General features: G+C 35.1%; 19 protein-coding genes and 1 pseudogene. 19 read left to right on the top strand and 1 reads right to left on the bottom strand.

Going from position 1 to position 25452, the window contains the following annotated elements; all coding sequences use genetic code 11:
* Nucleotides 1–173 precede the first annotated feature (173 nt).
* The 18 genes and pseudogenes from FS802_RS14390 to FS802_RS14305 all read left to right on the top strand — a co-directional run.
* Nucleotides 174–596, top strand: a pseudogene (locus FS802_RS14390) (recombinase RecA family protein); the annotation flags it as partial.
* Between the two features lie 482 nt (nucleotides 597–1078).
* Entirely contained in the window at nucleotides 1079–2641 is a 1563-nt protein-coding gene (gene rny, locus FS802_RS14385) for a ribonuclease Y (RefSeq protein ID WP_000099774.1), read from the top strand.
* Nucleotides 2642–2795: 154 nt separating this feature from the next.
* Nucleotides 2796–3590, top strand: coding sequence for a TIGR00282 family metallophosphoesterase (locus FS802_RS14380; protein WP_001221093.1), 795 nt, complete (start codon nucleotides 2796–2798; stop codon nucleotides 3588–3590).
* 149 nt (nucleotides 3591–3739) lie between these two features.
* Nucleotides 3740–4000, top strand: a complete 261-nt coding sequence (spoVS, locus tag FS802_RS14375) for a stage V sporulation protein SpoVS (protein ID WP_000404341.1) — start codon at nucleotides 3740–3742, stop codon at nucleotides 3998–4000.
* Between the two features lie 58 nt (nucleotides 4001–4058).
* On the top strand, nucleotides 4059–4982 hold the full coding sequence (locus FS802_RS14370) for a dipeptidase (RefSeq protein WP_098653393.1): 924 nt from the start codon (nucleotides 4059–4061) through the stop codon (nucleotides 4980–4982).
* Between the two features lie 227 nt (nucleotides 4983–5209).
* Nucleotides 5210–6967 (top strand): 2-oxoacid:acceptor oxidoreductase subunit alpha, encoded by a 1758-nt coding sequence (locus FS802_RS14365; protein ID WP_000625416.1) that lies wholly within the window; start codon nucleotides 5210–5212, stop codon nucleotides 6965–6967.
* On the top strand, nucleotides 6954–7820 hold the full coding sequence (locus FS802_RS14360) for a 2-oxoacid:ferredoxin oxidoreductase subunit beta (protein ID WP_000190158.1): 867 nt from the start codon (nucleotides 6954–6956) through the stop codon (nucleotides 7818–7820). Before FS802_RS14365 ends, FS802_RS14360 begins: the two co-directional genes overlap by 14 nt.
* A gap of 429 nt (nucleotides 7821–8249) precedes the next feature.
* Nucleotides 8250–9779 carry a tRNA (N6-isopentenyl adenosine(37)-C2)-methylthiotransferase MiaB gene (gene miaB / locus FS802_RS14355; RefSeq protein WP_098653394.1) on the top strand — a complete coding sequence of 510 codons (1530 nt, stop codon included), beginning with the start codon at nucleotides 8250–8252 and terminating at the stop codon, nucleotides 9777–9779.
* A 3-nt stretch (nucleotides 9780–9782) separates the two neighbouring features.
* The gene (locus tag FS802_RS14350) at nucleotides 9783–10214 is read left to right on the top strand and encodes a YlbF/YmcA family competence regulator (protein ID WP_000649386.1); all 432 of its coding nucleotides are present in this window, start codon (nucleotides 9783–9785) and stop codon (nucleotides 10212–10214) included.
* 125 nt (nucleotides 10215–10339) lie between these two features.
* The gene (gene cotE / locus FS802_RS14345) at nucleotides 10340–10882 is read left to right on the top strand and encodes an outer spore coat protein CotE (protein WP_001288802.1); all 543 of its coding nucleotides are present in this window, start codon (nucleotides 10340–10342) and stop codon (nucleotides 10880–10882) included.
* Nucleotides 10883–11063: 181 nt separating this feature from the next.
* The gene (gene mutS, locus FS802_RS14340; protein WP_076539630.1) at nucleotides 11064–13736 is read left to right on the top strand and encodes a DNA mismatch repair protein MutS; all 2673 of its coding nucleotides are present in this window, start codon (nucleotides 11064–11066) and stop codon (nucleotides 13734–13736) included.
* Between the two features lie 8 nt (nucleotides 13737–13744).
* The gene (mutL, locus tag FS802_RS14335) at nucleotides 13745–15688 is read left to right on the top strand and encodes a DNA mismatch repair endonuclease MutL (protein ID WP_000516489.1); all 1944 of its coding nucleotides are present in this window, start codon (nucleotides 13745–13747) and stop codon (nucleotides 15686–15688) included.
* A gap of 260 nt (nucleotides 15689–15948) precedes the next feature.
* Entirely contained in the window at nucleotides 15949–16653 is a 705-nt protein-coding gene (locus tag FS802_RS14330; protein ID WP_000138158.1) for a lantibiotic protection ABC transporter ATP-binding protein, read from the top strand.
* 3 nt (nucleotides 16654–16656) lie between these two features.
* Complete coding sequence (locus tag FS802_RS14325) at nucleotides 16657–17409, top strand: lantibiotic immunity ABC transporter MutE/EpiE family permease subunit (RefSeq protein ID WP_001055395.1); 753 nt, start codon at nucleotides 16657–16659, stop codon at nucleotides 17407–17409.
* Nucleotide 17410: 1 nt separating this feature from the next.
* Nucleotides 17411–18169, top strand: coding sequence for a lantibiotic immunity ABC transporter MutG family permease subunit (locus tag FS802_RS14320; protein WP_000279847.1), 759 nt, complete (start codon nucleotides 17411–17413; stop codon nucleotides 18167–18169).
* A gap of 41 nt (nucleotides 18170–18210) precedes the next feature.
* Nucleotides 18211–18873 (top strand): response regulator transcription factor, encoded by a 663-nt coding sequence (locus tag FS802_RS14315; protein WP_064475036.1) that lies wholly within the window; start codon nucleotides 18211–18213, stop codon nucleotides 18871–18873.
* On the top strand, nucleotides 18861–20222 hold the full coding sequence (locus FS802_RS14310; protein ID WP_000416690.1) for a sensor histidine kinase: 1362 nt from the start codon (nucleotides 18861–18863) through the stop codon (nucleotides 20220–20222). Before FS802_RS14315 ends, FS802_RS14310 begins: the two co-directional genes overlap by 13 nt.
* Before the next feature lie 214 nt (nucleotides 20223–20436).
* Nucleotides 20437–21423: a choloylglycine hydrolase family protein gene (locus FS802_RS14305; RefSeq protein WP_098653395.1), complete on the top strand. Its 987-nt coding sequence runs from the start codon at nucleotides 20437–20439 to the stop codon at nucleotides 21421–21423.
* 502 nt (nucleotides 21424–21925) lie between these two features.
* Here FS802_RS14305 and FS802_RS14295 read toward each other — a convergent pair.
* Entirely contained in the window at nucleotides 21926–22111 is a 186-nt protein-coding gene (locus FS802_RS14295; protein ID WP_000461129.1) for a hypothetical protein, read from the bottom strand.
* 482 nt (nucleotides 22112–22593) lie between these two features.
* On the opposite strand from FS802_RS14295, the gene FS802_RS14290 reads away from it, so the two are divergent.
* The gene (locus FS802_RS14290; RefSeq protein WP_098653396.1) at nucleotides 22594–25377 is read left to right on the top strand and encodes a dynamin family protein; all 2784 of its coding nucleotides are present in this window, start codon (nucleotides 22594–22596) and stop codon (nucleotides 25375–25377) included.
* Nucleotides 25378–25452 lie beyond the last annotated feature (75 nt).

The raw sequence follows: 25452 nt of genomic DNA, 5'->3' as shown, positions 1-25452 counted from the left end.
TACCGTGCCAAGCTTCATATTTATATGGGGAAGGTGTAGAGACTACCGAAAAGGACTTTTAGTTAACTGAGTAGGGTACGGCAGATGATAGGCTACTGCTGGAAGTGCAAGGCTCTCTGTAAAGAGATGAAGAGATAGTCCGGACTATAGAGATGGAAAATCTATAGATAGTGCCAGAAACAACTCCAGGTGGTCGTGCGTTGAAATTCTATTCAACAGTTCGTCTTGAAGTGCGTCGTGCGGAGCAATTAAAGCAAGGTAACGACATCGTTGGTAATAAAACAAAAGTAAAAGTAGTTAAAAATAAAGTGGCACCACCATTCCGTGTTGCTGAAGTTGATATTATGTACGGAGAAGGTATTTCAAGAGAAGGTGAAATCTTAGATATGGCTTCTGAACTTGATATCGTTCAAAAGAGTGGTGCTTGGTACTCTTATAATGAAGAGCGTTTAGGTCAAGGTCGTGAAAATTCGAAGCAATTCTTAAAAGAGAATACGGATTTAAGAGAGGAAATTGCCTTCTTTGTTCGTGACCATCACGGAATTGGTGAAGACTCTGGTGCTGAAGACACGGAAGATTCAAATCTTCAAGATTAAAAAATAAAAGACACGGTTCCGTGTCTTTTATTTTTTAATCATTATGAAAGCGTTGTATATCGTTGGAGATAAAATAATTAATCTGCCTAAAAGGCTATGTATAAAGAGGGATATATGCATGTTTTGTATGCATAAACTGGAATTTACTAAGGTTTTCCAGGATAATATGCTGTCTTCTTTTTAAATTCATATATGAATTAGAGCTGAAGGTAAAGAAAGTAAAAGTAGACAACGCTTGACAATGAAAATTGCGATAGATACAATGAGAATGTATATTTTTTCTTATATACGAAACACTCTTCTCAAGAAGAGAAGTAATATTCGGAGTAAGACTTAAATCTTGCCGAAATAATAATATGACATTTTAATTGTGAAATGAAGAAAGTCCCTTAAAAAAGCGGGACGACGGTCTTTGCTGTATGTTGGTATTCAATGTACATGCCGACAGTCTTTTTTCATTCATAGCAAGGGGAGGTGAAATCATGAGTAGTACAGTTTGGATACTCATCTCCATTTTGCTTGCAACAGTCGGTGCAGTTGTTGGCTTTTTTGTTCGAAAGTCTATTGCTGAAGCGAAGATTAATGGTGCAGCTAACGAAGCGAAACGTATTCTAGACGAAGCGAATCGTGAGGCTGAAGCACTTAAGAAAGAAGCGCTTTTAGAAGCAAAGGATGAAATTCATACACTTCGTACAGAAGCTGAATTAGAAATTCGTGACCGTAGAAGCGAATTACAAAAACAAGAAAATCGTTTAATGCAAAAAGAAGAGAACCTTGATCGTAAAGACGAAACGCTCGATAAACGCGAGCAACAGTTAGAAAAGAAAGAGGATTCTCTTGTAGCGAGACAACAACAGATTGAAGAGTTGGAAAGCAAAGTGGGAGAGTTAGTTCAAAAGCAACAAACAGAATTAGAGCGCATTTCCAATCTGACACGCGAACAAGCGAAAGCAATTATTCTTGGTAAAGTAGAAAGTGAAGTTTCTCATGAAATTGCCGTAATGGTAAAAGAAAGTGAAGTTCGTGCGAAAGAAGAAGCGGATAAGAAGGCGAAAGAGATTTTATCTCTTGCAATGCAAAGATGTGCAGCTGATCATGTTGCTGAAACAACCGTTTCGGTTGTAAATCTTCCAAATGACGAAATGAAGGGACGTATTATCGGACGTGAAGGTCGAAATATTCGTACGTTAGAAACGTTAACAGGTATTGACCTAATTATCGATGATACACCAGAAGCGGTTATCCTTTCTGGATTCGACCCAATTCGTCGTGAAACAGCTCGTATCGCTCTTGATAAACTAGTACAGGACGGACGTATTCACCCAGCGCGTATTGAAGAGATGGTCGAAAAATCAAGACGTGAAGTGGACGAGTATATTCGCGAAGTCGGAGAGCAAACAACGTTTGAAGTGGGTGTTCACGGATTACATCCAGATTTAATTAAGATTTTAGGTCGTTTAAAATACCGTACAAGTTACGGACAAAACGTCTTAAAACACTCTATGGAAGTTGCATATTTAACTGGACTTATGGCAGCGGAGCTTGGTGAGGATGAAAAACTAGCAAGACGTGCTGGTCTATTACATGATATCGGTAAAGCAATTGATCATGAAGTAGAAGGTAGCCACGTTGAAATTGGTGTCGAACTCGCAACGAAGTATAAAGAGCATCCTGTAGTTATAAACAGTATTGCATCTCACCATGGGGACACAGAACCAACTTCTATCATTGCAGTTTTAGTTGCAGCAGCAGATGCATTATCAGCTGCAAGACCTGGAGCTCGTAGTGAAACACTTGAGAATTATATTCGTCGTCTTGAAAAGTTGGAAGAGATTTCAGAGTCTTATGAAGGCGTAGAAAAATCTTTCGCAATTCAAGCAGGACGAGAAGTTCGTATTCTGGTAAAACCAGATACAATTGATGATTTAGAAGCTCATCGTTTAGCTCGTGATATTCGAAAACGTATTGAGAATGAACTGGATTACCCAGGACATATTAAAGTAACTGTTATTCGTGAAACACGTGCAGTGGAATACGCAAAATAAAGTGGTGAAACACCACTTTATTTTTTTGTGTTGGAATTGGTTAAAATAAAGGGAATTAGTATACAAGTGAAACAAACTTATAATAAATATATTGTAAGGAAATCACTTGAAGCTATAGTAATAAAAAATGTAGTACATAGGAAGGGTAAGACATATGAGAATATTATTTGTTGGAGATGTAGTAGGATCTCCTGGTAGAGGTATGATTCAACAATACGTACCGGCATTAAAGAAGAAATATACACCTACAGTAACCATTATTAATGGAGAAAATGCAGCAGGTGGACGTGGAATTACGGAAAAAATATATCGAAACTTTTTAGAATGCGGGGCACAAGCGGTTACACTTGGAAACCACGCTTGGGATAACCGTGAAGTATTTGAATTTATTGATGACGCAAAATATCTTGCAAGACCAGCTAACTTCCCAGAAGGAACTCCAGGAAAAGGACTTATCTTTGTGAACTGCAATGGAACAGAAGTTGCAGTTATTAACTTACAAGGACGTACATTCCTTCCTCCAATTGATTGTCCATTCCGTAAAGTGGACGAATTAATTAACATTGCAAAAAAACGTACGAATATTATCTTTATTGATTTTCATGCGGAAACTACAAGTGAAAAACAAGCGTTAGGTTGGTATGTAGATGGTCGTGCTACAGCTGTAGTGGGTACACATACACATGTTCCTACAGCAGATAATCGTATTTTACCAAGCGGAACCGCATATATCACAGATGTTGGTATGACAGGGCCTTACGATGGGATTTTAGGTATGGATCGAGAAGCAGTATTAAAGAAGTTTTTAACAAACTTACCAGTACGATTTGAAGTGACAAGTGGTAGAACACAATTAAGTGCAGTGCTAGTTGATGTGGATCCTAATACAGGAAAAGCTAAGAAAATCCAGCGTATCTTAATTAATGATGATCAGCCATTTTTTGAGTAATTTCTGGATAAGATTTAGAAAAGTTATTATTTTTTAATTTTTTAGAAAAATTACAGAAATTTAGCAGGAATACGCGTCATTCCTCGTGAATATAAGTTAAAGTGAAATAATTGCTAATACTTTTTATAGAAACGAGGAGGAAACGCGGAATGGAAATATTAAAAGTTAAAGCAACGTCGGTCCCTAATTCTGTAGCTGGTGCACTTGCAGGTGTTATTCGCGAACGCGGAACAGCAGAAATTCAAGCCATTGGTGCAGGTGCATTGAACCAAGCGGTAAAGGCAGTAGCAATTGCAAGAGGATTTGTAGCGCCTAGTGGTTTGGACCTGATTTGTATCCCAGCGTTCACAGATATTATGATTGATGGGGAAGAGCGTACAGCAATAAAATTAATTGTAGAACCTCGTTAAGTTTAAACAACCTGTTTGCAGTATGCAAACAGGTTGTTTTTATAATGGAGGAATGGAAATGAAAATTTTTGATGCTCATTGTGATGTACTCTTTCAGTTATGGAGTGCACAGGGGAAAAAGGATTTTAAAAACGATCCGCAATTACATATTACATTTGAACAGTTAAAGAAAAGAAAAGGAAGTATACAATGTTTTGCTATATATGTGCCAGAAACGGTGCTATATGAAAAACGATTTGAAGTGGCATTACAAATGGTAGATATTTTTTATAATGAAATTTTATCATTACCGGGTGTAAAGTTTATTCAGACAAAAGATGATATTAACATGTTAAAACAGGACGAGGTTGGAGCGATATTAACACTAGAAGGATGCGAAGCAATTGGAAAAGATGCAATGAAATTACGGTTGTTTTATCGTCTAGGAGTACGTTCTTTTGGACTAACATGGAATTATGCCAATTTATTAGCTGATGGTGCGCTAGAGACGCGTGGGGCGGGTTTAACGACCTTTGGTAAACATGTTGTACAAGAACTTAATACGTTACATGTATGGACTGATGTGTCGCATCTGAATGAAAGAAGCTTTTGGGATGTGATAGAAATTGCAAAAAATCCTATTGCCTCCCATTCAAATTGTACGAAACTTTGTCAGCACCCACGTAATTTAAACGATGAACAACTTAGAGCTCTTATAAAGCGAAATAGCATGATCGGTGTTACTTTCGTACCACAGTTTCTAACAAGTGAAAAACAAGCGAATATAGCAGATATAGTAAAACATATCGAATATATTTGTTCATTAGGTGGAGAGAACAATATAGGATTTGGTTCGGATTTTGATGGGATATTAGAAACAGTTGTAAATGTATCAGCGTATGGAGAATATGAAAATGTAATTAATGAGCTTTGTAAACACTATGCTGCATCTACTGTAGAGCGATTTTTATATGATAATTTTGTTGAACATATAAGCTTTTAAGATTTTTGTTTTAAAAATCCAGAAAAATTAGAATTAATTCATTTGATATTATTGCTTTTTTTAAGACCTAATACTAGAATGAAAAACAAAATAGCTTTATACTAAAGATTCAGGGAAATCAGAAGAGGCATAATTTGCGTCCGTTGTAGTTTATTTGTATAAAAAATGCTAAACTATTACTGTAAAAAAATACACTACAATGAATGCAGCCAAAAGGGGTGTAGGAGATGATTAGTCAACTTTCATGGAAAGTTGGAGGCCAACAAGGTGAAGGAATTGAAAGTACAGGAGAAATCTTCTGTATTGCATTAAACCGATTAGGTTATTACCTATACGGTTACCGCCACTTCTCATCACGTATTAAAGGCGGCCATACAAATAATAAAATTCGCGTAAGTACAACAGAAGTACGCGCGATCTCAGATGATTTAGATATTCTAATTGCTTTTGATCAAGAAACAATTGATTTTAACTTCCACGAACTACGTCCAGGTGGAATTGTAGTTGCGGATGCGAAGTTTAATCCAACAATACCTGATAATACAGATGTAAATCTATATGTGATACCGTTTACAGATATTGCTTCAGAATTAGGCACATCATTAATGAAAAACATGGTTGCTGTTGGGGCATCAAGTGCGGTATTAGGATTAGATGAAACAGCTTATTTAGATGTTGTTGAAGAAATCTTTGGTCGTAAAGGAGAGCAAGTTGTTCAAAAGAATATGGACGCAATTAAGCGCGGCTCTCAATATATGAAAGAATTGCTAGGTGAGAAAGTAAACATGATGCAGCTTGAAAAAGCTGATGGTAAGAAACGCATGTTTATGATTGGAAACGATGCAATCGCATTTGGTGCGGTAGCTGGTGGTGCTCGCTTTATGTCTGCATATCCAATTACACCTGCATCTGAAATTATGGAATACTTAATTAAAAAATTGCCAAAAGTTGGCGGGACAGTAATCCAAACTGAGGATGAAATCGCAGCTTGTACAATGGCAATCGGTGCAAATTATGCTGGTGTTCGTACATTAACTGCATCTGCTGGTCCGGGTCTATCTTTAATGATGGAAGCGATTGGTTTAGCAGGTATTACAGAAACACCATTAGTAATTGTTGATACACAACGTGGTGGTCCAAGTACAGGATTACCAACGAAACAAGAGCAGTCTGATTTAATGGCGATGATTTACGGTACGCACGGTGAGATTCCAAAAATCGTAATGGCGCCAAGTACAGTTGAAGAAGCTTTCTATGATATTGTAGAAGCATTTAACCTAGCTGAAGAATATCAAGTTCCTGTTATTTTCTTAACAGATTTACAGCTTTCTTTAGGAAAACAAACGGTAGAACCGCTTACGTTAGATAAAGTGGAAATCCGTCGCGGTAAGCTTGATTTAGAAGCGGAATTACCAGAACGTGAAAATAAAGCATACTTCAAGCGTTATGAAGTAACAGAAGATGGCGTTTCACCACGTGTTTTACCTGGTATGAAAAATGGTGTTCACCATGTTACAGGTGTAGAACATGATGAAACTGGTAAACCATCTGAATCAGCAATAAACCGTAAAAATCAAATGGACAAACGTTTCCGTAAAATGGAGAACTTGAAGTTTAACACCCCTGTCTATAAAAATGTTAAGCATGAAGAAGCGGACGTATTGCTTGTTGGGTTTAACTCAACTCGTGGTGCAATCGAAGAGGCAATGGAGCGCTTAGAACAAGAGGGTATGAAAGTAAACCATGCTCATGTACGTTTAATTCACCCGTTCCCAACAGCTGAAATCGATCCACTTGTGAAAAATGCGAAGCGTGTTGTAGTGGTAGAAAACAACGCAACAGGTCAGCTTGCTAACATTATGAAAATGAATCTTGGTAACGGTGAGAAAATTTCTAGTCTTTTAAAATATGATGGGAACCCATTCTTGCCGAAAGAGATTTACAACGAATGCAAAAAAGGGGTTGTATTAAATGGCAACATTTAAGGACTTTCGTAACAGCGTAAAACCAAACTGGTGCCCAGGTTGCGGAGACTTCTCGGTGCAAGCTGCAATTCAACGTGCGGCAGCTAACGTTGGTTTAAATCCAGATGAACTTGCTGTTATCTCCGGTATCGGCTGTTCAGGTCGTATTTCAGGTTATATTAATTCATATGGTGTGCATAGTATTCATGGTCGTGCCCTTCCAATTGCACAAGGTGTGAAAATGGCAAATCGTGATTTAACAGTTATCGCATCAGGTGGTGACGGTGATGGATTTGCGATTGGTATGGGACATACAATCCATTCTATTCGTCGTAACATCGACATTACGTATATCGTAATGGATAACCAAATTTACGGATTAACAAAAGGGCAAACTTCACCGCGCAGTGAAGCTGGATTTAAAACGAAAAGCACACCACAAGGTTCAATTGAACCGTCACTAAATGTTATGGAAATGGCTTTAACAGCTGGTGCGACATTTGTGGCGCAAAGCTTTTCAAGTGATTTAAAAGAATTAACACAAATTATTGAAGCTGGTATTAACCATAAAGGATTTTCATTAATTAACGTATACAGTCCATGTGTTACTTACAATAAAGTAAATACTTACGATTGGTTTAAAGAGAATTTAACAAAACTAAGTACAGTAGAGGGATATGATCCGTCTAATCGCATGATGGCTATGCAAACGTTAATGGAAAATAACGGATTAGTAACAGGTTTAATATATCAAAATACAGCGCAACCTTCATATCAAGAACTTGTAAAAGGCTATAGTGAGAAGCCTTTAGTGCAAGCTGATTTAAATATGGATCAGAAAATGTTTGATGAACTTGTTGCTGAATTTATGTAATATAAGAAGAGGAGGTTGCCATTTGGTAACCTTTTTTTATGAGTAAAAAATATAGGGTAGTCTTATTTACTTAGAAAATTCAGAATGATAAAATAATATATAAATCGTTGTATGAAAATGGCGAGTTCATTGCTGATGAAATGTAAGATCAGACAGAGCCTCTTTCTTGTTAAAATTGGCGCAACGCTTCATACTATGGTAATGTTTATAGGGATAAAGCAATATGCTTTTGGATAGGACAAAAAGAAGTATGAAAAGGGAATGTCTATTTGTGTGGGGAAGACTTCATTCTTATGAATGATTAGATTGATTACTCAAGTTTCAAAGGACAAGTTATCTCTCAAGCTATCTAACCATTTTTGAGGTGAGTCAAAGCGCATTAAAATGGACTATAGAGTGTGTATAGTTAAGGGTGAAAGGAGATTACCGATGAACGAGCAACAACGATTAGCAAGTCAACAAACAAATTCCTCTACGAAAAAAGAAGAGAAAGATTATAGTAAATACTTTGAAAGTGTATACCAACCACCTTCCTTAAAAGACGCGAAAAAACGAGGGAAAGAAGAAGTTAAAATTGAACGGGATTTTGGCTTACCTGAAGAATTTCGCAATTTTGGTACTGGAAGAAAGTTCTATATTCGTACATATGGTTGTCAAATGAATGAGCATGATACGGAAGTAATGGCGGGTATTTTCACCGCACTTGGATATGAGCCAACCTTTTCAACTGAAGATGCAGATGTAGTTTTATTAAATACTTGTGCAATTCGTGAAAATGCTGAAAATAAAGTGTTCGGTGAACTAGGTCATTTAAAGTCATTAAAAAGAAGAAATCCGGACCTTTTAATTGGTGTATGTGGTTGTATGTCTCAAGAAGAATCTGTTGTAAATAAAATTATGCAAAAAAATCAGCATGTAGATATGGTGTTTGGAACGCATAATATTCATAGATTGCCGTATATTCTAAAAGATGCAATGTTCTCGAAGGAGACGGTAGTTGAAGTTTGGTCAAAAGAAGGGGATGTAATTGAAAACCTTCCGAAAGTACGCCGTGGTGATATTAAAGCTTGGGTAAATATTATGTATGGCTGTGATAAGTTCTGTACATATTGTATCGTGCCGTATACACGTGGAAAAGAGCGAAGCAGACGTCCAGAAGACATTATCCAAGAAATTCGTCATTTAGCTGCGAATGGTTATAAAGAAATTACATTACTTGGCCAGAACGTAAATGCATATGGTAAAGACTTTGAAGATTTTGAATACGGACTTGGCGATTTAATGGACGAACTCCGTAAAGTTGATATTGCCCGTATTCGTTTTACAACGAGCCATCCACGTGATTTCGATGATCACTTAATTGAAGTGCTTGGAAAAGCTGGAAACTTAGTAGAACATATTCATTTACCGGTTCAATCTGGAAGCACAGAGATGTTAAAAATTATGGCGCGTAAATATTCACGTGAGCATTATTTAGAACTTGTAAGAAAAATTAAAGAAGCAATTCCAAATGCAGTATTCACAACTGATATTATCGTTGGTTTCCCAAATGAAACAGATGAGCAATTTGAAGAAACGATGTCGTTATATCGTGAAGTAGGATTTGATACTGCCTTTACCTTTATTTATTCTCCGCGCGAAGGTACACCAGCTGCAAAAATGAAAGATAATGTACCGATGGAAGTGAAAAAAGAACGTCTTCAACGCTTAAATACACTAGTAAATACGTTGGCAATTGAAAAGAATAATCGTTACAAAGGTCAAATTGTAGAAGTGTTAGTTGATGGGGAAAGTAAAAATAATCCAGAAGTACTCGCAGGTTATACTCGCACGAATAAACTTGTAAACTTCGTCGCTTCAAAATCTTTAATTGGTCAGCTTGTGAAAGTAAAAGTAACGGAAGCAAAAACTTGGTCTCTTAACGGGGAATTAGTTGAAGAGCCGATTGAGGTGGAATAATAGATGAAAGCATATTCGAAAGATGAAATTGTTGAACAAGCGAAAGAATTAGCAAAAATGATTTCTGAAACAGAAGAAGTTGATTTCTTTAAGAAAGCAGAGGCGCAAATTCATAAAAATGAAAATGTAAAGCGCGCAATTGATGAAATTAAAGCACTGCAAAAACAAGCAGTAAACTTGCAGCATTATGGGAAATGGGAAGCTTTGAAAAAAGTAGAAGCTGACATTGATGCATTGCAAGATAAGTTGGATAGTATCCCAGTTGTGCAAGAATTTAAATCTTCACAAACATATGTAAATGACTTACTACAGCTAGTTGCAAGTACGATTTCTAACAACGTAACAGATGAAATATTAATTTCAACTAATGGCGATGTATTGAAGGGTGAAACGGGCGCAGCGGTAGAAAGTAAAAAAGGAAATTGTGGTTGTTAAAGAGATGTCGAATTGACATCTCTTTTTTTAGTGGGTTAAACGTAAGTTCTTCCCGAAAAAATAATGACACATTCCGCTATTGTCACGCATATGATTAAGTGAATAGTGATTGAGGAGGGTTACGAATGTCCGAATTTAGAGAGATTATTACAAAAGCAGTGGTTGGAAAAGGACGTAAGTATACAAAGTCAACGCATACATGTGAATCGAATAATGAGCCGACAAGTATTTTAGGGTGCTGGGTAATTAACCACTCGTACGAAGCAAGAAAGAATGGAAAGCATGTGGAAATTGAAGGTTTCTATGATGTGAACACTTGGTATTCATTTGATGGTAATACAAAGACAGAAGTTGTAACAGAACGTGTGAACTACACTGATGAAGTGAGCATTGGGTATCGTGATAAAAACTTTTCTGGTGATGATTTAGAAATTATTGCTCGTGTCATTCAGCCACCAAATTGTTTAGAAGCTCTTGTATCACCAAATGGTAATAAAATTGTTGTAACTGTAGAACGTGAATTTGTAACAGAAGTAGTTGGGGAAACGAAAATTTGTGTAAGTGTAAATCCTGAAGGTTGCGTAGAATCAGACGAGGATTTCCAAGTCGATGATGATGAGTTTGAAGAATTAGATCCGAACTTTATCGTCGATGCAGAAGAAGAGTAATAGAAAGCTAGGGAGAAGTTCTTCCTAGCTTTTTACTTTACATAAGTGATGCTTGAATGAACATGATTCCTTATGAAATGTGCTATAATGAGGAAAGACTCCTGAAATAGGAGATATGGATGTCCGTGAAGTGTGACATATATGAAAATTGATTACTATGTAAGAATTATGGAGGAAAAGTATGACGCAATATACCCCTATGATACAGCAATATTTAAAGGTTAAGGCAGACTATCAAGATGCCTTTTTATTTTTCCGATTAGGTGATTTTTATGAAATGTTCTTTGAAGATGCGGTTAAAGCAGCTCATGAACTTGAAATTACATTAACGAGCCGAGATGGTGGCAGTAGTGATCGTATACCGATGTGCGGTGTACCGCATCATGCAGCTAAAAATTATATTGAACAACTTGTTGAAAAAGGATATAAAGTAGCTGTTTGTGAGCAAGTGGAAGATCCAAAAACAGCTAAAGGTGTAGTGCGCCGTGAAGTCGTACAACTAATTACGCCAGGAACGATGATGGAAGGGCGTACTATTGATGAGAAAGAAAATAACTTCTTAGCAGCATTAACACATTTTGAAGATGGATCGTATGCTTTAGCTTGTAATGATTTAACGACTGGACAAAATACAGTAACGTTGTTAACAGGTTCAGTAGAAGATATTTTATTAGAAGTGTATGCAACTGGTTCAAAAGAAATTGTTGTAGATTCTACATTTTCAAAAGATGAATTAAATAAATTAACTGCAACATTAAAAATGACGATTTCGTATGAAGATGCAACAACGATTCCGGAAGGGTTAGAACATCTTGTGAAAAACGTTTCGCAAGCAAAGTTAATTAAAGCAGTTGGACGCTTATTTAACTATGTGATAAGAACGCAAAAACGTTCGTTAGACCATTTGCAACCAGTGGAAATTTATTATACGAATCAATTTATGAAAATTGATGTGCATTCAAAGCGAAATTTAGAGCTGACAGAAACACTTCGAACGAAAGAAAAAACAGGATCATTATTATGGCTATTAGATAAAACGAAAACAGCTATGGGTGGTCGTATGTTAAAACAGTGGATGGAACGTCCACTGATCCAAAAAGAAAAAGTAGAAGAGCGTTTAGAAATGGTTGAAACATTTGTAAATGATTACTTCTTACGTGAAGATTTAAAAGAAAAATTAAAAGAAGTATATGATTTAGAACGTTTAGCTGGGAAAGTTGCATTTGGTAATGTGAATGCACGGGACTTATTACAGTTAAGACGATCCTTACTTCAAGTACCGGCTATTTTAGAAGCGATTAGTCTGTTAGATAATGCTTATGCAGCAAGGTTAATTCAAGGTGCGGATCCATGTGAGAGCTTAACTGAATTGCTAGGAAGAAGTATTCAAGAAAACCCACCGCTTTCTATTAAAGATGGAGATATTATTAAAGACGGTTATAATGACAAGCTTGATCAATATCGTTACGTTAGTAAAAACGGGAAAACGTGGATCGCTGAGCTTGAAAAACGAGAGCGTGATATTACAGGAGTTAAATCGTTAAAGATCGGGTACAACCGTATTTTCGGCTACTACATTGAAGTGACGAAGGCGAATCTTGCAGCACTTCCAGAAGGCCGCTATGAGCGTAAACAAACGCTTGCTAATGCTGAACGTTTCATAACAGATGAATTAAAAGAAAAAGAAACATTAATCTTAGAAGCAGAAGAGAAAATTGTACAATTAGAATACGATTTATTTACAGCGCTTCGCGAAGAAGTCAAAGTATTCATTCCGAAATTACAGCATTTAGCGAAAGTAATTAGTGAACTAGACGTACTGCAAAGTTTTGCGACAGTTAGTGAAGAAGAACAGTTTGTAAAACCTGTTTTAACAACTAAGCGCGAAATCTTTATTAAAGATGGTCGTCATCCTGTCGTTGAAAAAGTATTGAACGGGAAATTGTATGTACCGAATGATTGTATTATGCCGGAGAAGATGGATGTCTTTTTAATTACAGGACCGAACATGTCTGGTAAAAGTACGTATATGAGACAATTAGCACTTGTAACTGTTATGTCACAGATTGGTTGTTTCGTACCAGCAACAGAAGCGGTATTACCTGTATTCGATCAAATCTTTACGAGAATTGGTGCAGCGGACGATTTAATTTCGGGTCAAAGTACATTTATGGTCGAAATGTTAGAAGCGAAAAATGCAATTGCAAATGCATCAGAAAGAAGTTTAATTTTATTCGATGAAATTGGACGCGGTACATCTACGTATGATGGTATGGCACTTGCACAAGCAATCATTGAACATATTCATGACCAAATTGGTGCGAAAACGTTATTCTCTACGCATTATCATGAATTGACGGTGCTAGAAGAAAGTTTAGGACAATTGAAGAATGTACACGTTTCAGCTATTGAAGAGAACGGAAAAGTAGTATTCCTTCATAAAATTCAAGATGGAGCAGCTGATAAAAGTTACGGAATTCACGTTGCGCAACTTGCGGAGCTTCCAGATAGCTTAATCGCTCGTGCGAAAGAAGTGTTAGCGCAACTAGAAGGACAAGAAGAAATTATTATTCCAAAGCGTACAGAAGTGAAAGTACAAGAAGTGGCTCCAGAACCAGCTGTTGTAAAAGAAGAACCAGCAGAAATACAAGAGACGAAAGTAGAGACTGAGGAAGAATCGCAATTATCATTCTTTGGTGGAGAACAGTCTTCAAAAAAACAAGACAAGTCAGTTCTAGATGCAAAAGAAACGGCAGTACTTGCGCAAATTAAAAAAATTGATTTACTTGATATGACACCTTTAGAGGCGATGAACGAACTGTATCGCTTGCAGAAAAAGTTAAAGAAAGGATGAGTAAGTAGATGGGGAAAATTCGCAAACTCGATGATCAACTCTCTAACTTAATTGCGGCAGGGGAAGTAGTAGAGCGCCCTGCCTCAGTCGTAAAAGAACTTGTGGAAAATTCTATCGATGCGAATAGTACATCTATTGAAATCCACTTAGAAGAAGCTGGTTTATCAAAAATTCGCATCATTGATAATGGGGATGGCATTGCAGAAGAAGATTGTATCGTCGCTTTTGAACGACATGCGACGAGCAAAATTAAAGATGAAAACGATCTGTTTCGCATCAGAACACTCGGTTTTCGCGGTGAGGCATTGCCGAGTATTGCCTCAGTTAGTGAATTAGAATTAATCACTAGCACAGGTGATGCGCCTGGTACACACCTTATGATTAAAGGTGGAGACATTATAAAGCAGGAGAAAACAGCGAGTCGAAAAGGAACAGATATTACAGTACAAAACTTATTCTTTAATACACCAGCGCGACTTAAATATATGAAAACCATTCATACAGAGCTTGGGAATATTACAGATATCGTGTATCGTATCGCAATGTCACACCCAGAAGTATCGTTAAAGCTGTTTCATAATGAAAAGAAATTGCTTCACACATCAGGAAATGGTGATGTAAGACAAGTGCTTGCATCAATTTACAGTATTCAAGTTGCGAAGAAGCTTATTCCAATTGAAGCTGAATCTTTAGATTTCACAATTAAAGGTTATGTAACATTACCAGAAGTAACGAGAGCATCTCGAAATTATATGTCAACGATCGTAAATGGCCGTTACGTTCGAAATTTCGTATTAATGAAAGCCATTCAGCAAGGATACCATACATTATTGCCAGTCGGACGATATCCAATCGGCTTCTTATCTATTGAAATGGATCCAATGCTTGTTGACGTTAACGTACATCCAGCGAAATTAGAAGTTCGTTTTAGTAAAGAACAAGAATTACTAAAGCTTATCGAAGAAACATTGCAATCGGCATTCAAAAAAATACAGCTCATTCCAGATGCAGGTGTAACAACGAAGAAAAAAGAAAAAGATGAAAGTGTGCAAGAACAATTCCAGTTTGAGCATGCGAAGCCGAAAGAACCATCTATGCCGGACATCGTTTTACCGACAGGCATGAATGAAAAACGAGAAGAACCACTGGCTGTGAAACAGCCAGCACAACTGTGGCAACCGCCAAAGCAAGAATGGCAACCACCACAGTCGCTAGTAAGAGAAGAACAAAGTTGGCAGCCATCTACTAAACCGATAATGGAAGAACCAGTTCGAGAAGAGAAATCGTGGAACAGTAACGATGAAGACTTTGAATTAGAAGAATTGGAAGAAGAAGTTCAGGGAATTGAAGAGATTGAAATGAACGGTAATGACTTACCACCACTTTATCCAATTGGACAAATGCATGGAACATATATTTTCGCTCAAAATGATAAAGGCTTATATATGATTGACCAACATGCCGCGCAGGAACGTATTAATTATGAATACTTCCGGGATAAAGTAGGAAGAGTAGCGCAAGAAGTACAAGAATTACTTGTACCATACCGTATCGATTTATCTCTTACTGAATTTTTACGTGTCGAAGAGCAACTAGAAGAACTGAAAAAAGTTGGACTGTTCTTAGAGCAATTCGGTCATCAATCCTTTATCGTCCGCTCGCATCCAACTTGGTTCCCAAAAGGACAAGAAACAGAAATTATCGATGAAATGATGGAACAAGTCGTTAAACTAAAAAAAGTTGATATTAAAAAACTGCGTGAAGAAGCAGCCATCATGATGAGCTGTAAAGCGTCCATTAAAGCAAATCAATATTTAACGAACGATCAAATATTTGCTTTACTGGAAGAACTACGTACAACAACAAACCCGTATACATGCCCGCATGGAAGACCGATTCTTGTGCATCATTCTACTTATGAGTTGGAGAAGATGTTTAAGAGGGTTATGTAGGGATACTGTCATTTTGGATATGGTTTAATAAAAAAGAAGCGATGAAATAAATCGCTTCTTTTTTTGTTTGCATTTAGTTTAAGAGCTTTTAAAAAATTCTTAATCCTAGCCAAGTATAGAAAAATTATGTGAATACATAGTTTCATACATATAGCATTTGAAAAACATTTCCTATCTCTCTATGTTTTTTCATTTTCCTTATAGAATCCTTATAATTGTCGTTTACTCTAGAATTACAATATACGAGGAGGAAGTTTAGGATGACTGAGATGATGTTAGAAACAAAAAATCTTTGCAAAACATTTAGAAAGCAAAGTGTAGTACAAAATATTTCGCTTTCTGTACCGAAATATGCAATTTATGGATTGTTAGGTCCTAATGGGGCAGGGAAATCGACAACTTTAAAAATGATAACAGGTATGCTTATACCTACTTCTGGTGAGATTTATTTTGATGGTCATAAATGGACGCGGCAAGATTTACATTCTATTGGTGCTTTAATTGAGTCTCCGCCACTTTATGAAAATTTAACAGCAAGAGAAAATCTGTTGGTTCGTACGACTGTTTTAGGATTACCTAAATCAAGGATTGATGAAGTATTGCATGTTGTGGAGCTAGAGAATACAGATAGGAAAAAAGCGAGGGAATTCTCTATGGGGATGAAGCAACGATTGGGAATTGCGATTGCATTGCTGAATCATCCGAAGTTTTTAATATTAGATGAACCGATGAATGGACTAGATCCTTTTGGGATTCAGGAATTAAGAAAATTAATCCTTTCCTTTCCCACAAAAGGAATTACTGTCATTTTATCCAGTCATATTTTAAGCGAAGTAAGTCAAATTGCAGATCATGTTGGGATTATCTCAGGCGGTGTATTGGGGTATCAGGGGAAACTGAATAAGGATGATGACCTGGAAGATTTATTTGTACAAGTGGCTGGAAAGTATAGAAGGGAGGCATAAGAAATGAATTTATATATTGCATCTGAAAAAATTAAAATTAAACATACTTTTTTGAACAAACTTATATGGCTAGTTCCATTTGCCACAATACTAATTGCTTTTTTATTATCGGCGGATTATTTTCAATTATCTAGTTACAATTGGTGGTACATTACGATGCTTCCAGGAATGATTTCTTTAAGTTGTGTACTTCTTGCGGAGAAAGATAAGAAAATGAATAATCGTTCTATCTTATCGTTACCAGTTTCATTAAAACGAGTATGGATTTCTAAAGTATTACTAATTTTAGGGATTTTGAGCTTTTCATGCATACTTTTTTTCTGTGGAATCCAGTTATCTAGTTTACTATTAAATAAGGAGAACTTCCGAATCATTCCTACAGTAAATGCGCTATTAGGAAGCGTTCTTTTAATCGTTACTTTTATGTGGCAAATTCCACTCTGCTTGTTTTTAGGTAACAAAATAGGTCTATTTCCGACGCTTCTGTTGAATGTAGGGGCAAATGGAATTTTTGGAGTTGTATTGGCAACAAAAAATATTTGGATGATTAGTCCATACACATATCCAAGTAGACTTATGATTCCTATTTTGAAAATACTACCAAATGGTCTATATGCAGAAACCGGAAGTGTAACGTTCAAACCAGAACTCCTTTCCTACGATGTAATTTTGCCAGGCGTGGCAATTTCTGTCGTGTTGTTCTTTTTGTTTACTTATATGACGGCAAAATGGTTTGAAAAGCAGGAGGCAAAATAATATGGCGGTTTTGTCGAGGATAGTAAGAGCTGATTTTATAAAAATGAAACATACGATTTTTTTCTGGATACATATAGCGATGCCAATCATCGGTATTGCTCTTTTTTTAAGTTATTATTCCATTTCAAAAGTTGATTCTATAAATAAGGTTTCAGGATATATTCAAGTATTATCGATATCTTTTCCGTTGCTAATTAGCATTGTGTGTTCTTCTGTTGTGGAACAGGAGGCTGTGGCAGGGAATTTTAAAGAACTTTTATCAACGGAATACGGAAGGCGTAAAGCATTTATTAGTAAAGTATGTTTACTTTTAATATGTGGGTTTTGTTCAACTATGTTGGCAGTCGTTGGGTTTGCGGCAGGGTTTCATTCTCTGTTAGGACAAAATAACTTTCCATTTGCTTTGTATGTTGAAATTTCCTTCATTCTTTTTGGTTGTCAAATCTTTATGTATATATGGCATCTGTTCTTAAATTTTCGCTTTAGTAAAGGTGCTTCCATTGGGATTGGAATTATAGAAAGCTTGCTGGTAGCTTTAATGCTTACAGGGATGGGAGATGTGATTTGGAAATACACGCCATGTGCGTGGAGTGTGAGATTATGCAATTATTTTTTGGAGCACAAATTGAGTCCCGCTTCTATTCATGTCTTACAAGTAGAGGGGAAAATTGGAGCAGTGATTTGCGTTTGTTTCACAATCATTGCATTTGTTATTTCCCTTGTATGGTTTTCCTTTTATGAAGGCCGTAAAGAAATGTAAGTGCATTTGTATTATAATGGAAGTGAGAGGAGGGATTCTATATGGCAAGAATATTAGCAATTGATGATGAAGAAGGCATCCTTTATATTATAAAAAGTGCTTTAGAGAAAGAAGGCCATGAGGTAACTGCCGTTAGTAATCCTCTTACTATACCAAAGGAGAAATTTTGTCATTATGATTTAATTCTATTAGATGTCATGATGCCAGAAATAGATGGTTTTACACTTTGTAAGGAAATACGGGATTTGGTTGATAGTCCAATTGTATTTCTAACAGCCAAAACAATGGAGAAGGATCTGATCACAGGGCTTAGTCTCGGTGGAGATGACTATATTACAAAACCTTTTGGAATTGGAGAACTGCGTGCGAGGGTATCCGCACATGTAAGGCGTGAGCATAGAGAAAAGCAAAATGCATTTTTCCTGTCAGGTCTTACATTTCATCTGTCATGTAAAGAAATATGGCATGACGATACATCTATCGCATTTACGAAAAGTGAGTATGGAATTTGCGAATATTTAGCTTTGAATCATGGACAAGTATTTTCAAGAGAAAAGATTTACGAAAATGTTTTTGGTTATGAGGGAGAAAGTGATAACCAAGTAATTGTGGAACATATTAAAAATATCCGTCAAAAATTATGTAAGCATAACATGAATCCAATAGAAACAGTATGGGGAATTGGTTATAAATGGAGAAAGTGAAAAAGCAAGTCAATCTTAGTAAGATTTTAATACAGTATATTTTTGCATTTTCAATAGGGACGATTGCATTAGTTACTTTTTTTATGATTCTATTCCAAGTTGGAGTTAACGCAGAGGTAATCTTGCCAGCAAATTATTATGAAAAGCAGATTGAGTCGCAAAGAGATGCTATAGTTAAAGCGGAGCAGGACGATGATCAAATTTTAAAGCAATATAAATATGTTGTGTATGATTTTTCTGGAAACGTTATTCAAGGGAGTATTAATAAAGATTATGCGGGACAAATATGGAATAACATACATAAGGATGAAAAAGGTGATAGTAAGTACTACTATGCAGTTATAGAACGTGATAAAGATATTTGTGTCATTCTATATACGTTACATGCTACTTTTAAAAATCCTTTTTTGAAGAAGTATTTACCAAGTCCGGAAGTTTGTGAAATTGTTCTTTTTATTCTATTATTTGTTGCCGAAGTGATATTTCTATCTCGCTCTTTTGGTAAAACATTTTCAAAGGAAATGCTGATTTTGAGAAATGTAACAGATAAAATTCAAAAGGAAGATTTAGATTTTCAAGTGGAACAATCTAAAATAAAAGAAGTGAATGAAGTATTAACTTCTTTAGTAAAAATGAAAGATGAATTAAATCATTCGTTACGTACACAGTGGAATATGGAAACAAATAGAAGAGAGCAGATTGCTGCTTTGGCACATGACATTAAAACGCCATTAACGATATTGAGAGGGAATGCAGAGCTATTAAATGAATCAATGCTAGATTCAAATCAGAAGAAATGTAATGAGCATATTTTGAAAAGTATTGATGAGATGGAAATATATATGAAATCTTTGCTCGATATTACGAAATGTGAGGAAGGCGCTTCACTTCAATTCAAGCAAACAGATCTCCGCGACTTTATTCGTAATATTATAGAAGAAAGTGCAATTTGTGTTTTAGGCAAACAGTTAAATCTAATTGAAAATGTTCAGGACATACCAAATTTTATTCCTATTGACGAGACCGCTTTGAAAAGAGCAATTATGAATATAATGATGAATGCAATTGAATATTCTCCAACAAAGGGTGACTTGATGTTCTCAGTGGAAATGATTAGTGAAAAACTGCAATTTATTGTAGAGGACTCGGGAAGAGGGTTTACAGAAGAGGAAATGCATTCAGCTACAGAGCAGTTTTATAGAGGAGATAAAAGTAGAAACTCCAAAGATCATCATGGAATGGGGTTATACATTGCTAAAAGCTTTGCAAAGCAACACGGTGGAAACCTTTACTTAAGTAATTCGGAAAAGCTGCACGGTGCAAAAGTTGTTTTGGAAATATCAGCGTAGTAGAGAGGGTACAGATTATAACAAATCGCTCCTTTTTAATATAATTCTTTTGCAACTACATTTTAAAAATTCATTTATAAACTAGAGATAACCTCAACCTATTTGTACTTTATATGTGCCTTCTCAATTTTTTTGTAAGGAAAGAGGTTTTCAATTTACAGATTTATCAGAATTATGTAAAGTGTAGATAAAACCATAAAACGGGGTGTTCTTTATGTGTACTAGTTTGACATTACAGACAAAAAACGGTCAGCATCTTTTTGCAAGAACGATGGACTTCACATTAGATTTGAATCAAGAAGTAATAGTCATTCCTCGACATTATCAGTGGAATAATATAACTGGTGAAATTATTAATACGAAACATGCTACGGTCGGAATGGGGATTAATCATCACGGAAGGGTCATTATGGCGGACGGAGTAAATGAAGCAGGTATGACATGTGCAACACTCTATTTTCCAGGATTCGCTTCTTATAGTCAAAACATAGATGACAACAAAACGAATTTGGCTCCATTTGATTTTGTGACTTGGAGTCTGACACAATTCAATTCTGTCAAAGAGTTAAAGAAATCTGTGGATAGCCTTACCTTTTTGGATATACCATTGCCGGATTTAGGACTTACGCCACCACTACATTGGATTTTAGCGGATAAATGGGGAGATTGTATTGTACTGGAGCCGACAAATGAAGGATTAAAAATGTATGACAACCCACTAGGAGTGATGACGAATAGTCCGGAGTTTAATTGGCATTTGCAAAATTTAAGACAATATATAGGCCTTAAATCGCAGCCATTCGTGCCAACTGAGTGGAGTAACTTGCCATTAAGTGCTTTTGGTCAGGGCTCAGGTTCAATGGGACTTCCAGGGGATTTCACCCCGCCATCAAGGTTTGTGCGGGCGGCATATGGCAAACAAAACATTCAAGGTATAGATAGTGAAGAAGAGGGAGTATCGGCCCTATTTCATATTTTATCAAATTGCGAGGTTCCTAAAGGCGGAGTAATAACAGAAGAAGGTGCATTAGATAATACCATTTATACAAGCGTAATGTGTATGGAGTCCGGAACATATTATTATCATACCTACGATTGTAGACAAATTATAGCTATTCATTTATTTCATGAAAATTTAGATACAGATGAGATTAAAGCCTATTCGTTCCAGCGGAAACAAAAAATATTTTATGAAAACTAAGTTGCTTTGAAACTGCGTTTGGTAAATTTTAAAATATATATAATAGAGCAATAATGTCTATAAAAATTAGGGATCGGAAGGGATATAATTGATAATCTAATAAGTAACCTGAATAAATATCCCTTAAGAGAAAATAGACGTAAAATATTCAAGGTATTATATAAATTCAAGCCAATGACTCCAACCAGTAAAATTCTGCTGGTAGGAGCATTAGCTAAGAAACTTATTTTTTATTAAACTAGCTTTTATTTCTTCTAGAAGGTCCATTAAAGTGCTATTAGGTAAAGTAAACATGGAAGTACTTTATTTATAAATAGTAAAGAACAAAAAGGTATGGAAAATATCCATACCTTTTTTGTTCTTCCATTATCTATGTATAAAAAAGCGCCGTATATCAGCACTTTTTAAAAATACGTGGGTTGTATAAGAAAGATTTATATAATAACTATGCAAGGTCTAATATAGATTCTTATTTGATTAATTGTTATAAGAGTCTATAAGGTTATTTATTTTTATTATTATTAATTTTTTCCGTATATAACACCTGTTCTTTATAGTGTTTTTTAATTGGGAAAGTATGTGTACCAGAGCCGTTTTTGAAAGTTTTATTGATGGGATTTTTTAGCGGGATTGTTGTAGTTTCAGTAAATTCATATGGGTAGTTTATTTTAGATTTATCTTCAAACATGAAAATGCCTCCTTTTAGGATTTCCTGAATTCTTTACTATAACATGATATGCATATAGATTTTTTTTGGACTAGTTATTTATATAGGTTAATGGAATATAATTACGTAACTACTGAAATTTTTCAAAGGAAAACAATGTGAGAAATATATGATAATGCTTCTTTTATTTATTAGGGAAGGAAATATTGCATATATATTCGTTATAAATTGTTTTTATAATATGGTTTATATAGACTTTTCCTGATAATATAATGCGGGAGATTATAGTGTTATTAGGTTATTAGGAACATTTAATGCTGTTTCACAACTGAAAGGAAAATGAAAAAAAACTGAAACTTTTCTCATAAAAATTCAATCTAACTTGAAAAATGAAAGGAAAATGAAATTTTCCAAAAGATATTCTTTGTTAAGATAAAAAGCATACATACAAAAAGTATTGACATATCTTAAAAATGTATTTTCAAGATATAGTGGGGGAAAAGATGAGAGTAGAAAAACAATTAATAAAAAAGATGTATTATGAAACATTCCTAATGGAGAATGAAACAAAACCACCTATTGATGTACTTGGAGAAGTTTATGTAAACGAAGAAAGAAATGAGATTTCTGATGGATCTTACATTCGTTTTGCACAAGGTGAATTTTATTATCACCATCAAGATTTTGAAGCAGCTATTTTTAAATGGGAGAAAGTTAGTAATGAATTAGCACCATGGGCACAAAAAAATATTGCCGATGCTTATTTCGAGCTTAATCAATTACCAGTTGCTGAAAATGTTTATACTTCCATTACTACTGATAATATAATATTGATGACGGAGATTAGATTACAATTACTTTCTCTTTACATAGAGCAAAATAATTTTGACTCTGCTTTCGCTGTTATTAAAGAAGCAGTTTCTTTAAATCCGGATTATCCAAATGTCACAAAAATTGCCCGTTCCTTTTATGAGGAGCAGCAAGATTTTGATAGTGCAGTAGAGCTTGCTGTGAATGAGTTAATTCGAACAGAATCTTATCCGTGGTTTGAGGTTTTAAAAGGATATATCGATAAAAGATTTACTAAACATATTTCACCAGATTATTTTTATGAAGTATTAGTTACGTTAAATAATGTAGATCAAGTACAATTTACGCAAATGGTTTCATCACTTTGGAATAGTTATAAAAACGAACAAAATTACTTATCATGGCTTAACACAATAAATGAATTTTTCTTACATATTGAAATACATTCGTCCGATATATGGGACAAAATTTCTTCTCTTTACGAAGGAACGTACTTTGAATTAATTCAAGGTCAATATATCCTTAAACAATTGCACGATATCATTCCAAACTTGTTAACAAATTGGTTAAAGGTTGTCAATCCATCTTATGCTGTATTTCCATCTGCAGCTGTATTGGCATGGGATGAGATTTTCCCTTCCGAAATAGATTCAGCAAATATAAAACATGCTGAAAACCTGTTGTTATATTCTATTAATCATGTGAACGGCTTAGAGTATAGTTTGCATCTTTTTGAGTCTATTACAGAGTGGGCACAAAAGCATAATATAGAAATGGGTCACCGATTTAGATGGTTAGTTGGCGAGCTCGCAGATTTAAGCACAAATCGCATTTTAGTAACGGGAACTTCAGGAAACGGAAAAACTACATTTATTAACTCTATAATAGGAGAAAATATATTAGAAAAATCAATTTCAAATGTAGTAGTTTTAAAAAATGATGCGCATACAGAAATTAACGTCATAACAGACTTAGCAATTACAACAACTGAAGATGTCTCGGATTACCATAATATGATGTCTCAGCACCATCAAACATATAGAGATAGAGCATGTGTTGAATTTAAATTACCATGCAGATTTTTAAGTGAAAATAAACTTACATGTGTAGTTACACCTGGATTTAATAGGAATAACGATACTAGAGATGAAGTATTCGAATATTTGAATTCTGTAGACGAATTACTATTCGTATTGAATGCGGATTCACCTTTTACTGACAAAGAACGTGATATTCTATTAAGCATTCAAGAACATACACCAAATTTACAAATTCATTTCTTATTAAATAAAATCGATAACATTTACAGTGATGCAGAAGTGAAAAGAGTATTACATGATACGCAAGCGAGAATAAACACATATTTCCCGCATGCGAGAATTTTCCCTTACTCTTCGTTATATACAAGTAGTCAACAATTAAATGATTTAACTGAGTTTATTCATTTTAACTTTAATCATAAAAATGTCGATGCAGAACGTACGGAAAAGCTATTGTTTTTCATTCGAAAGACAATTAAATATCTATTGGATAAACGCGTTGAGAAAGAAAACAAATTAGTGGATTCTATTCATTGGAATGAAGATATGCTAGTGAAACTAAATGGTAGCATTAATAATCTTACTACTTTTGAGAAGGAAAAAATTCATTTCATTACAAAATCATATCGCACAATGAAAATGGAAATTACGAATGAACTTACTGAAAATATTCCGAAGATATTACAGAGTTGTTCGGATTTAATTAGTGAAGAAAGCGATTTCGGGCACATTGATACGGAACTAAATAAAGCGATGAATGAAAGAGTACATAAATATTTAGAACAAACTGTATTACCTAATTTTGCTCTTTCTATGAAAAATTGGATTGCGATTTCTAATAATGAGCTCCTTCAAAGTCAATCGTACTTAGAAGAACTTAGTGAAGGACTTAATTCTTTATTTGGAGAAAATCGAATACAGTTAGAATGTGATTTTAAAGTGCTTGATGACTGGCGCAGAGATACTGACAGAATGACGACTAGAATACAAATGGATGAAGTAAATATTTTACGTCGCTTTACGCCAGCACAATTTTTACTGAAAAGTGCCGGTAAATTATTTGGAGTTCTTCCTAAAAACAAAGGTATGCTATATAACAAATACAAACAGTATGTAGAAAATGAAGATTATACAGAGGTAACGGCTTCTATTATGAAGAAATTTTTCTTGCAATTTGAGCTATTTGAAAACACGCAAGAGCGGGATATTAATATATTCTTTAGGAATCCATTTAACTCCTTGAAACAAGCTGTAGAAAACACTCATTTAGAAATACAAGAAAAACAAGAGATGTTACATAAGATGAAATCACAACCTGAAGTTTATCATGATTCTATCATGCTCTTTGAATTGAGATTACGTCAATGTGAAGTAATTTTAAATATAGGTGATGATCATACCTATACAGATGTAACTTTAGAAACAAGCGTAGAATAAAAGTAAAATATACGAGGTTTTTATATGACATTGCATCATATGTTATACGATAGTAAAAGGGAGCAACTTATTACA

It is taken from the genome of Bacillus sp. DE0042 (genome assembly GCF_007680225.1).
In the GTDB taxonomy this organism is placed as follows: Bacteria; Bacillota; Bacilli; order Bacillales; family Bacillaceae_G; genus Bacillus_A; species Bacillus_A wiedmannii.
The sequence above is the reverse complement of the archived record's forward strand: the minus strand, read 5'-3'. Positions and strand labels throughout refer to the sequence as shown.

What these genes read in the sequence shown, in the direction of transcription:
- rny (WP_000099774.1), top strand. Translation starts at nt 1,079, where the DNA reads ATGAGTAGTACAGTTTGGATACTCATCTCCATTTTGCTTGCAACAGTC.
- FS802_RS14380 (WP_001221093.1), top strand. Translation starts at nt 2,796, where the DNA reads ATGAGAATATTATTTGTTGGAGATGTAGTAGGATCTCCTGGTAGAGGT.
- spoVS (WP_000404341.1), top strand. Translation starts at nt 3,740, where the DNA reads ATGGAAATATTAAAAGTTAAAGCAACGTCGGTCCCTAATTCTGTAGCT.
- FS802_RS14370 (WP_098653393.1), top strand. Translation starts at nt 4,059, where the DNA reads ATGAAAATTTTTGATGCTCATTGTGATGTACTCTTTCAGTTATGGAGT.
- FS802_RS14365 (WP_000625416.1), top strand. Translation starts at nt 5,210, where the DNA reads ATGATTAGTCAACTTTCATGGAAAGTTGGAGGCCAACAAGGTGAAGGA.
- FS802_RS14360 (WP_000190158.1), top strand. Translation starts at nt 6,954, where the DNA reads ATGGCAACATTTAAGGACTTTCGTAACAGCGTAAAACCAAACTGGTGC.
- miaB (WP_098653394.1), top strand. Translation starts at nt 8,250, where the DNA reads ATGAACGAGCAACAACGATTAGCAAGTCAACAAACAAATTCCTCTACG.
- FS802_RS14350 (WP_000649386.1), top strand. Translation starts at nt 9,783, where the DNA reads ATGAAAGCATATTCGAAAGATGAAATTGTTGAACAAGCGAAAGAATTA.
- cotE (WP_001288802.1), top strand. Translation starts at nt 10,340, where the DNA reads ATGTCCGAATTTAGAGAGATTATTACAAAAGCAGTGGTTGGAAAAGGA.
- mutS (WP_076539630.1), top strand. Translation starts at nt 11,064, where the DNA reads ATGACGCAATATACCCCTATGATACAGCAATATTTAAAGGTTAAGGCA.
- mutL (WP_000516489.1), top strand. Translation starts at nt 13,745, where the DNA reads ATGGGGAAAATTCGCAAACTCGATGATCAACTCTCTAACTTAATTGCG.
- FS802_RS14330 (WP_000138158.1), top strand. Translation starts at nt 15,949, where the DNA reads ATGACTGAGATGATGTTAGAAACAAAAAATCTTTGCAAAACATTTAGA.
- FS802_RS14325 (WP_001055395.1), top strand. Translation starts at nt 16,657, where the DNA reads ATGAATTTATATATTGCATCTGAAAAAATTAAAATTAAACATACTTTT.
- FS802_RS14320 (WP_000279847.1), top strand. Translation starts at nt 17,411, where the DNA reads ATGGCGGTTTTGTCGAGGATAGTAAGAGCTGATTTTATAAAAATGAAA.
- FS802_RS14315 (WP_064475036.1), top strand. Translation starts at nt 18,211, where the DNA reads ATGGCAAGAATATTAGCAATTGATGATGAAGAAGGCATCCTTTATATT.
- FS802_RS14310 (WP_000416690.1), top strand. Translation starts at nt 18,861, where the DNA reads ATGGAGAAAGTGAAAAAGCAAGTCAATCTTAGTAAGATTTTAATACAG.
- FS802_RS14305 (WP_098653395.1), top strand. Translation starts at nt 20,437, where the DNA reads ATGTGTACTAGTTTGACATTACAGACAAAAAACGGTCAGCATCTTTTT.
- FS802_RS14295 (WP_000461129.1), bottom strand. Translation starts at nt 22,111, where the DNA reads ATGTTTGAAGATAAATCTAAAATAAACTACCCATATGAATTTACTGAA.
- FS802_RS14290 (WP_098653396.1), top strand. Translation starts at nt 22,594, where the DNA reads ATGAGAGTAGAAAAACAATTAATAAAAAAGATGTATTATGAAACATTC.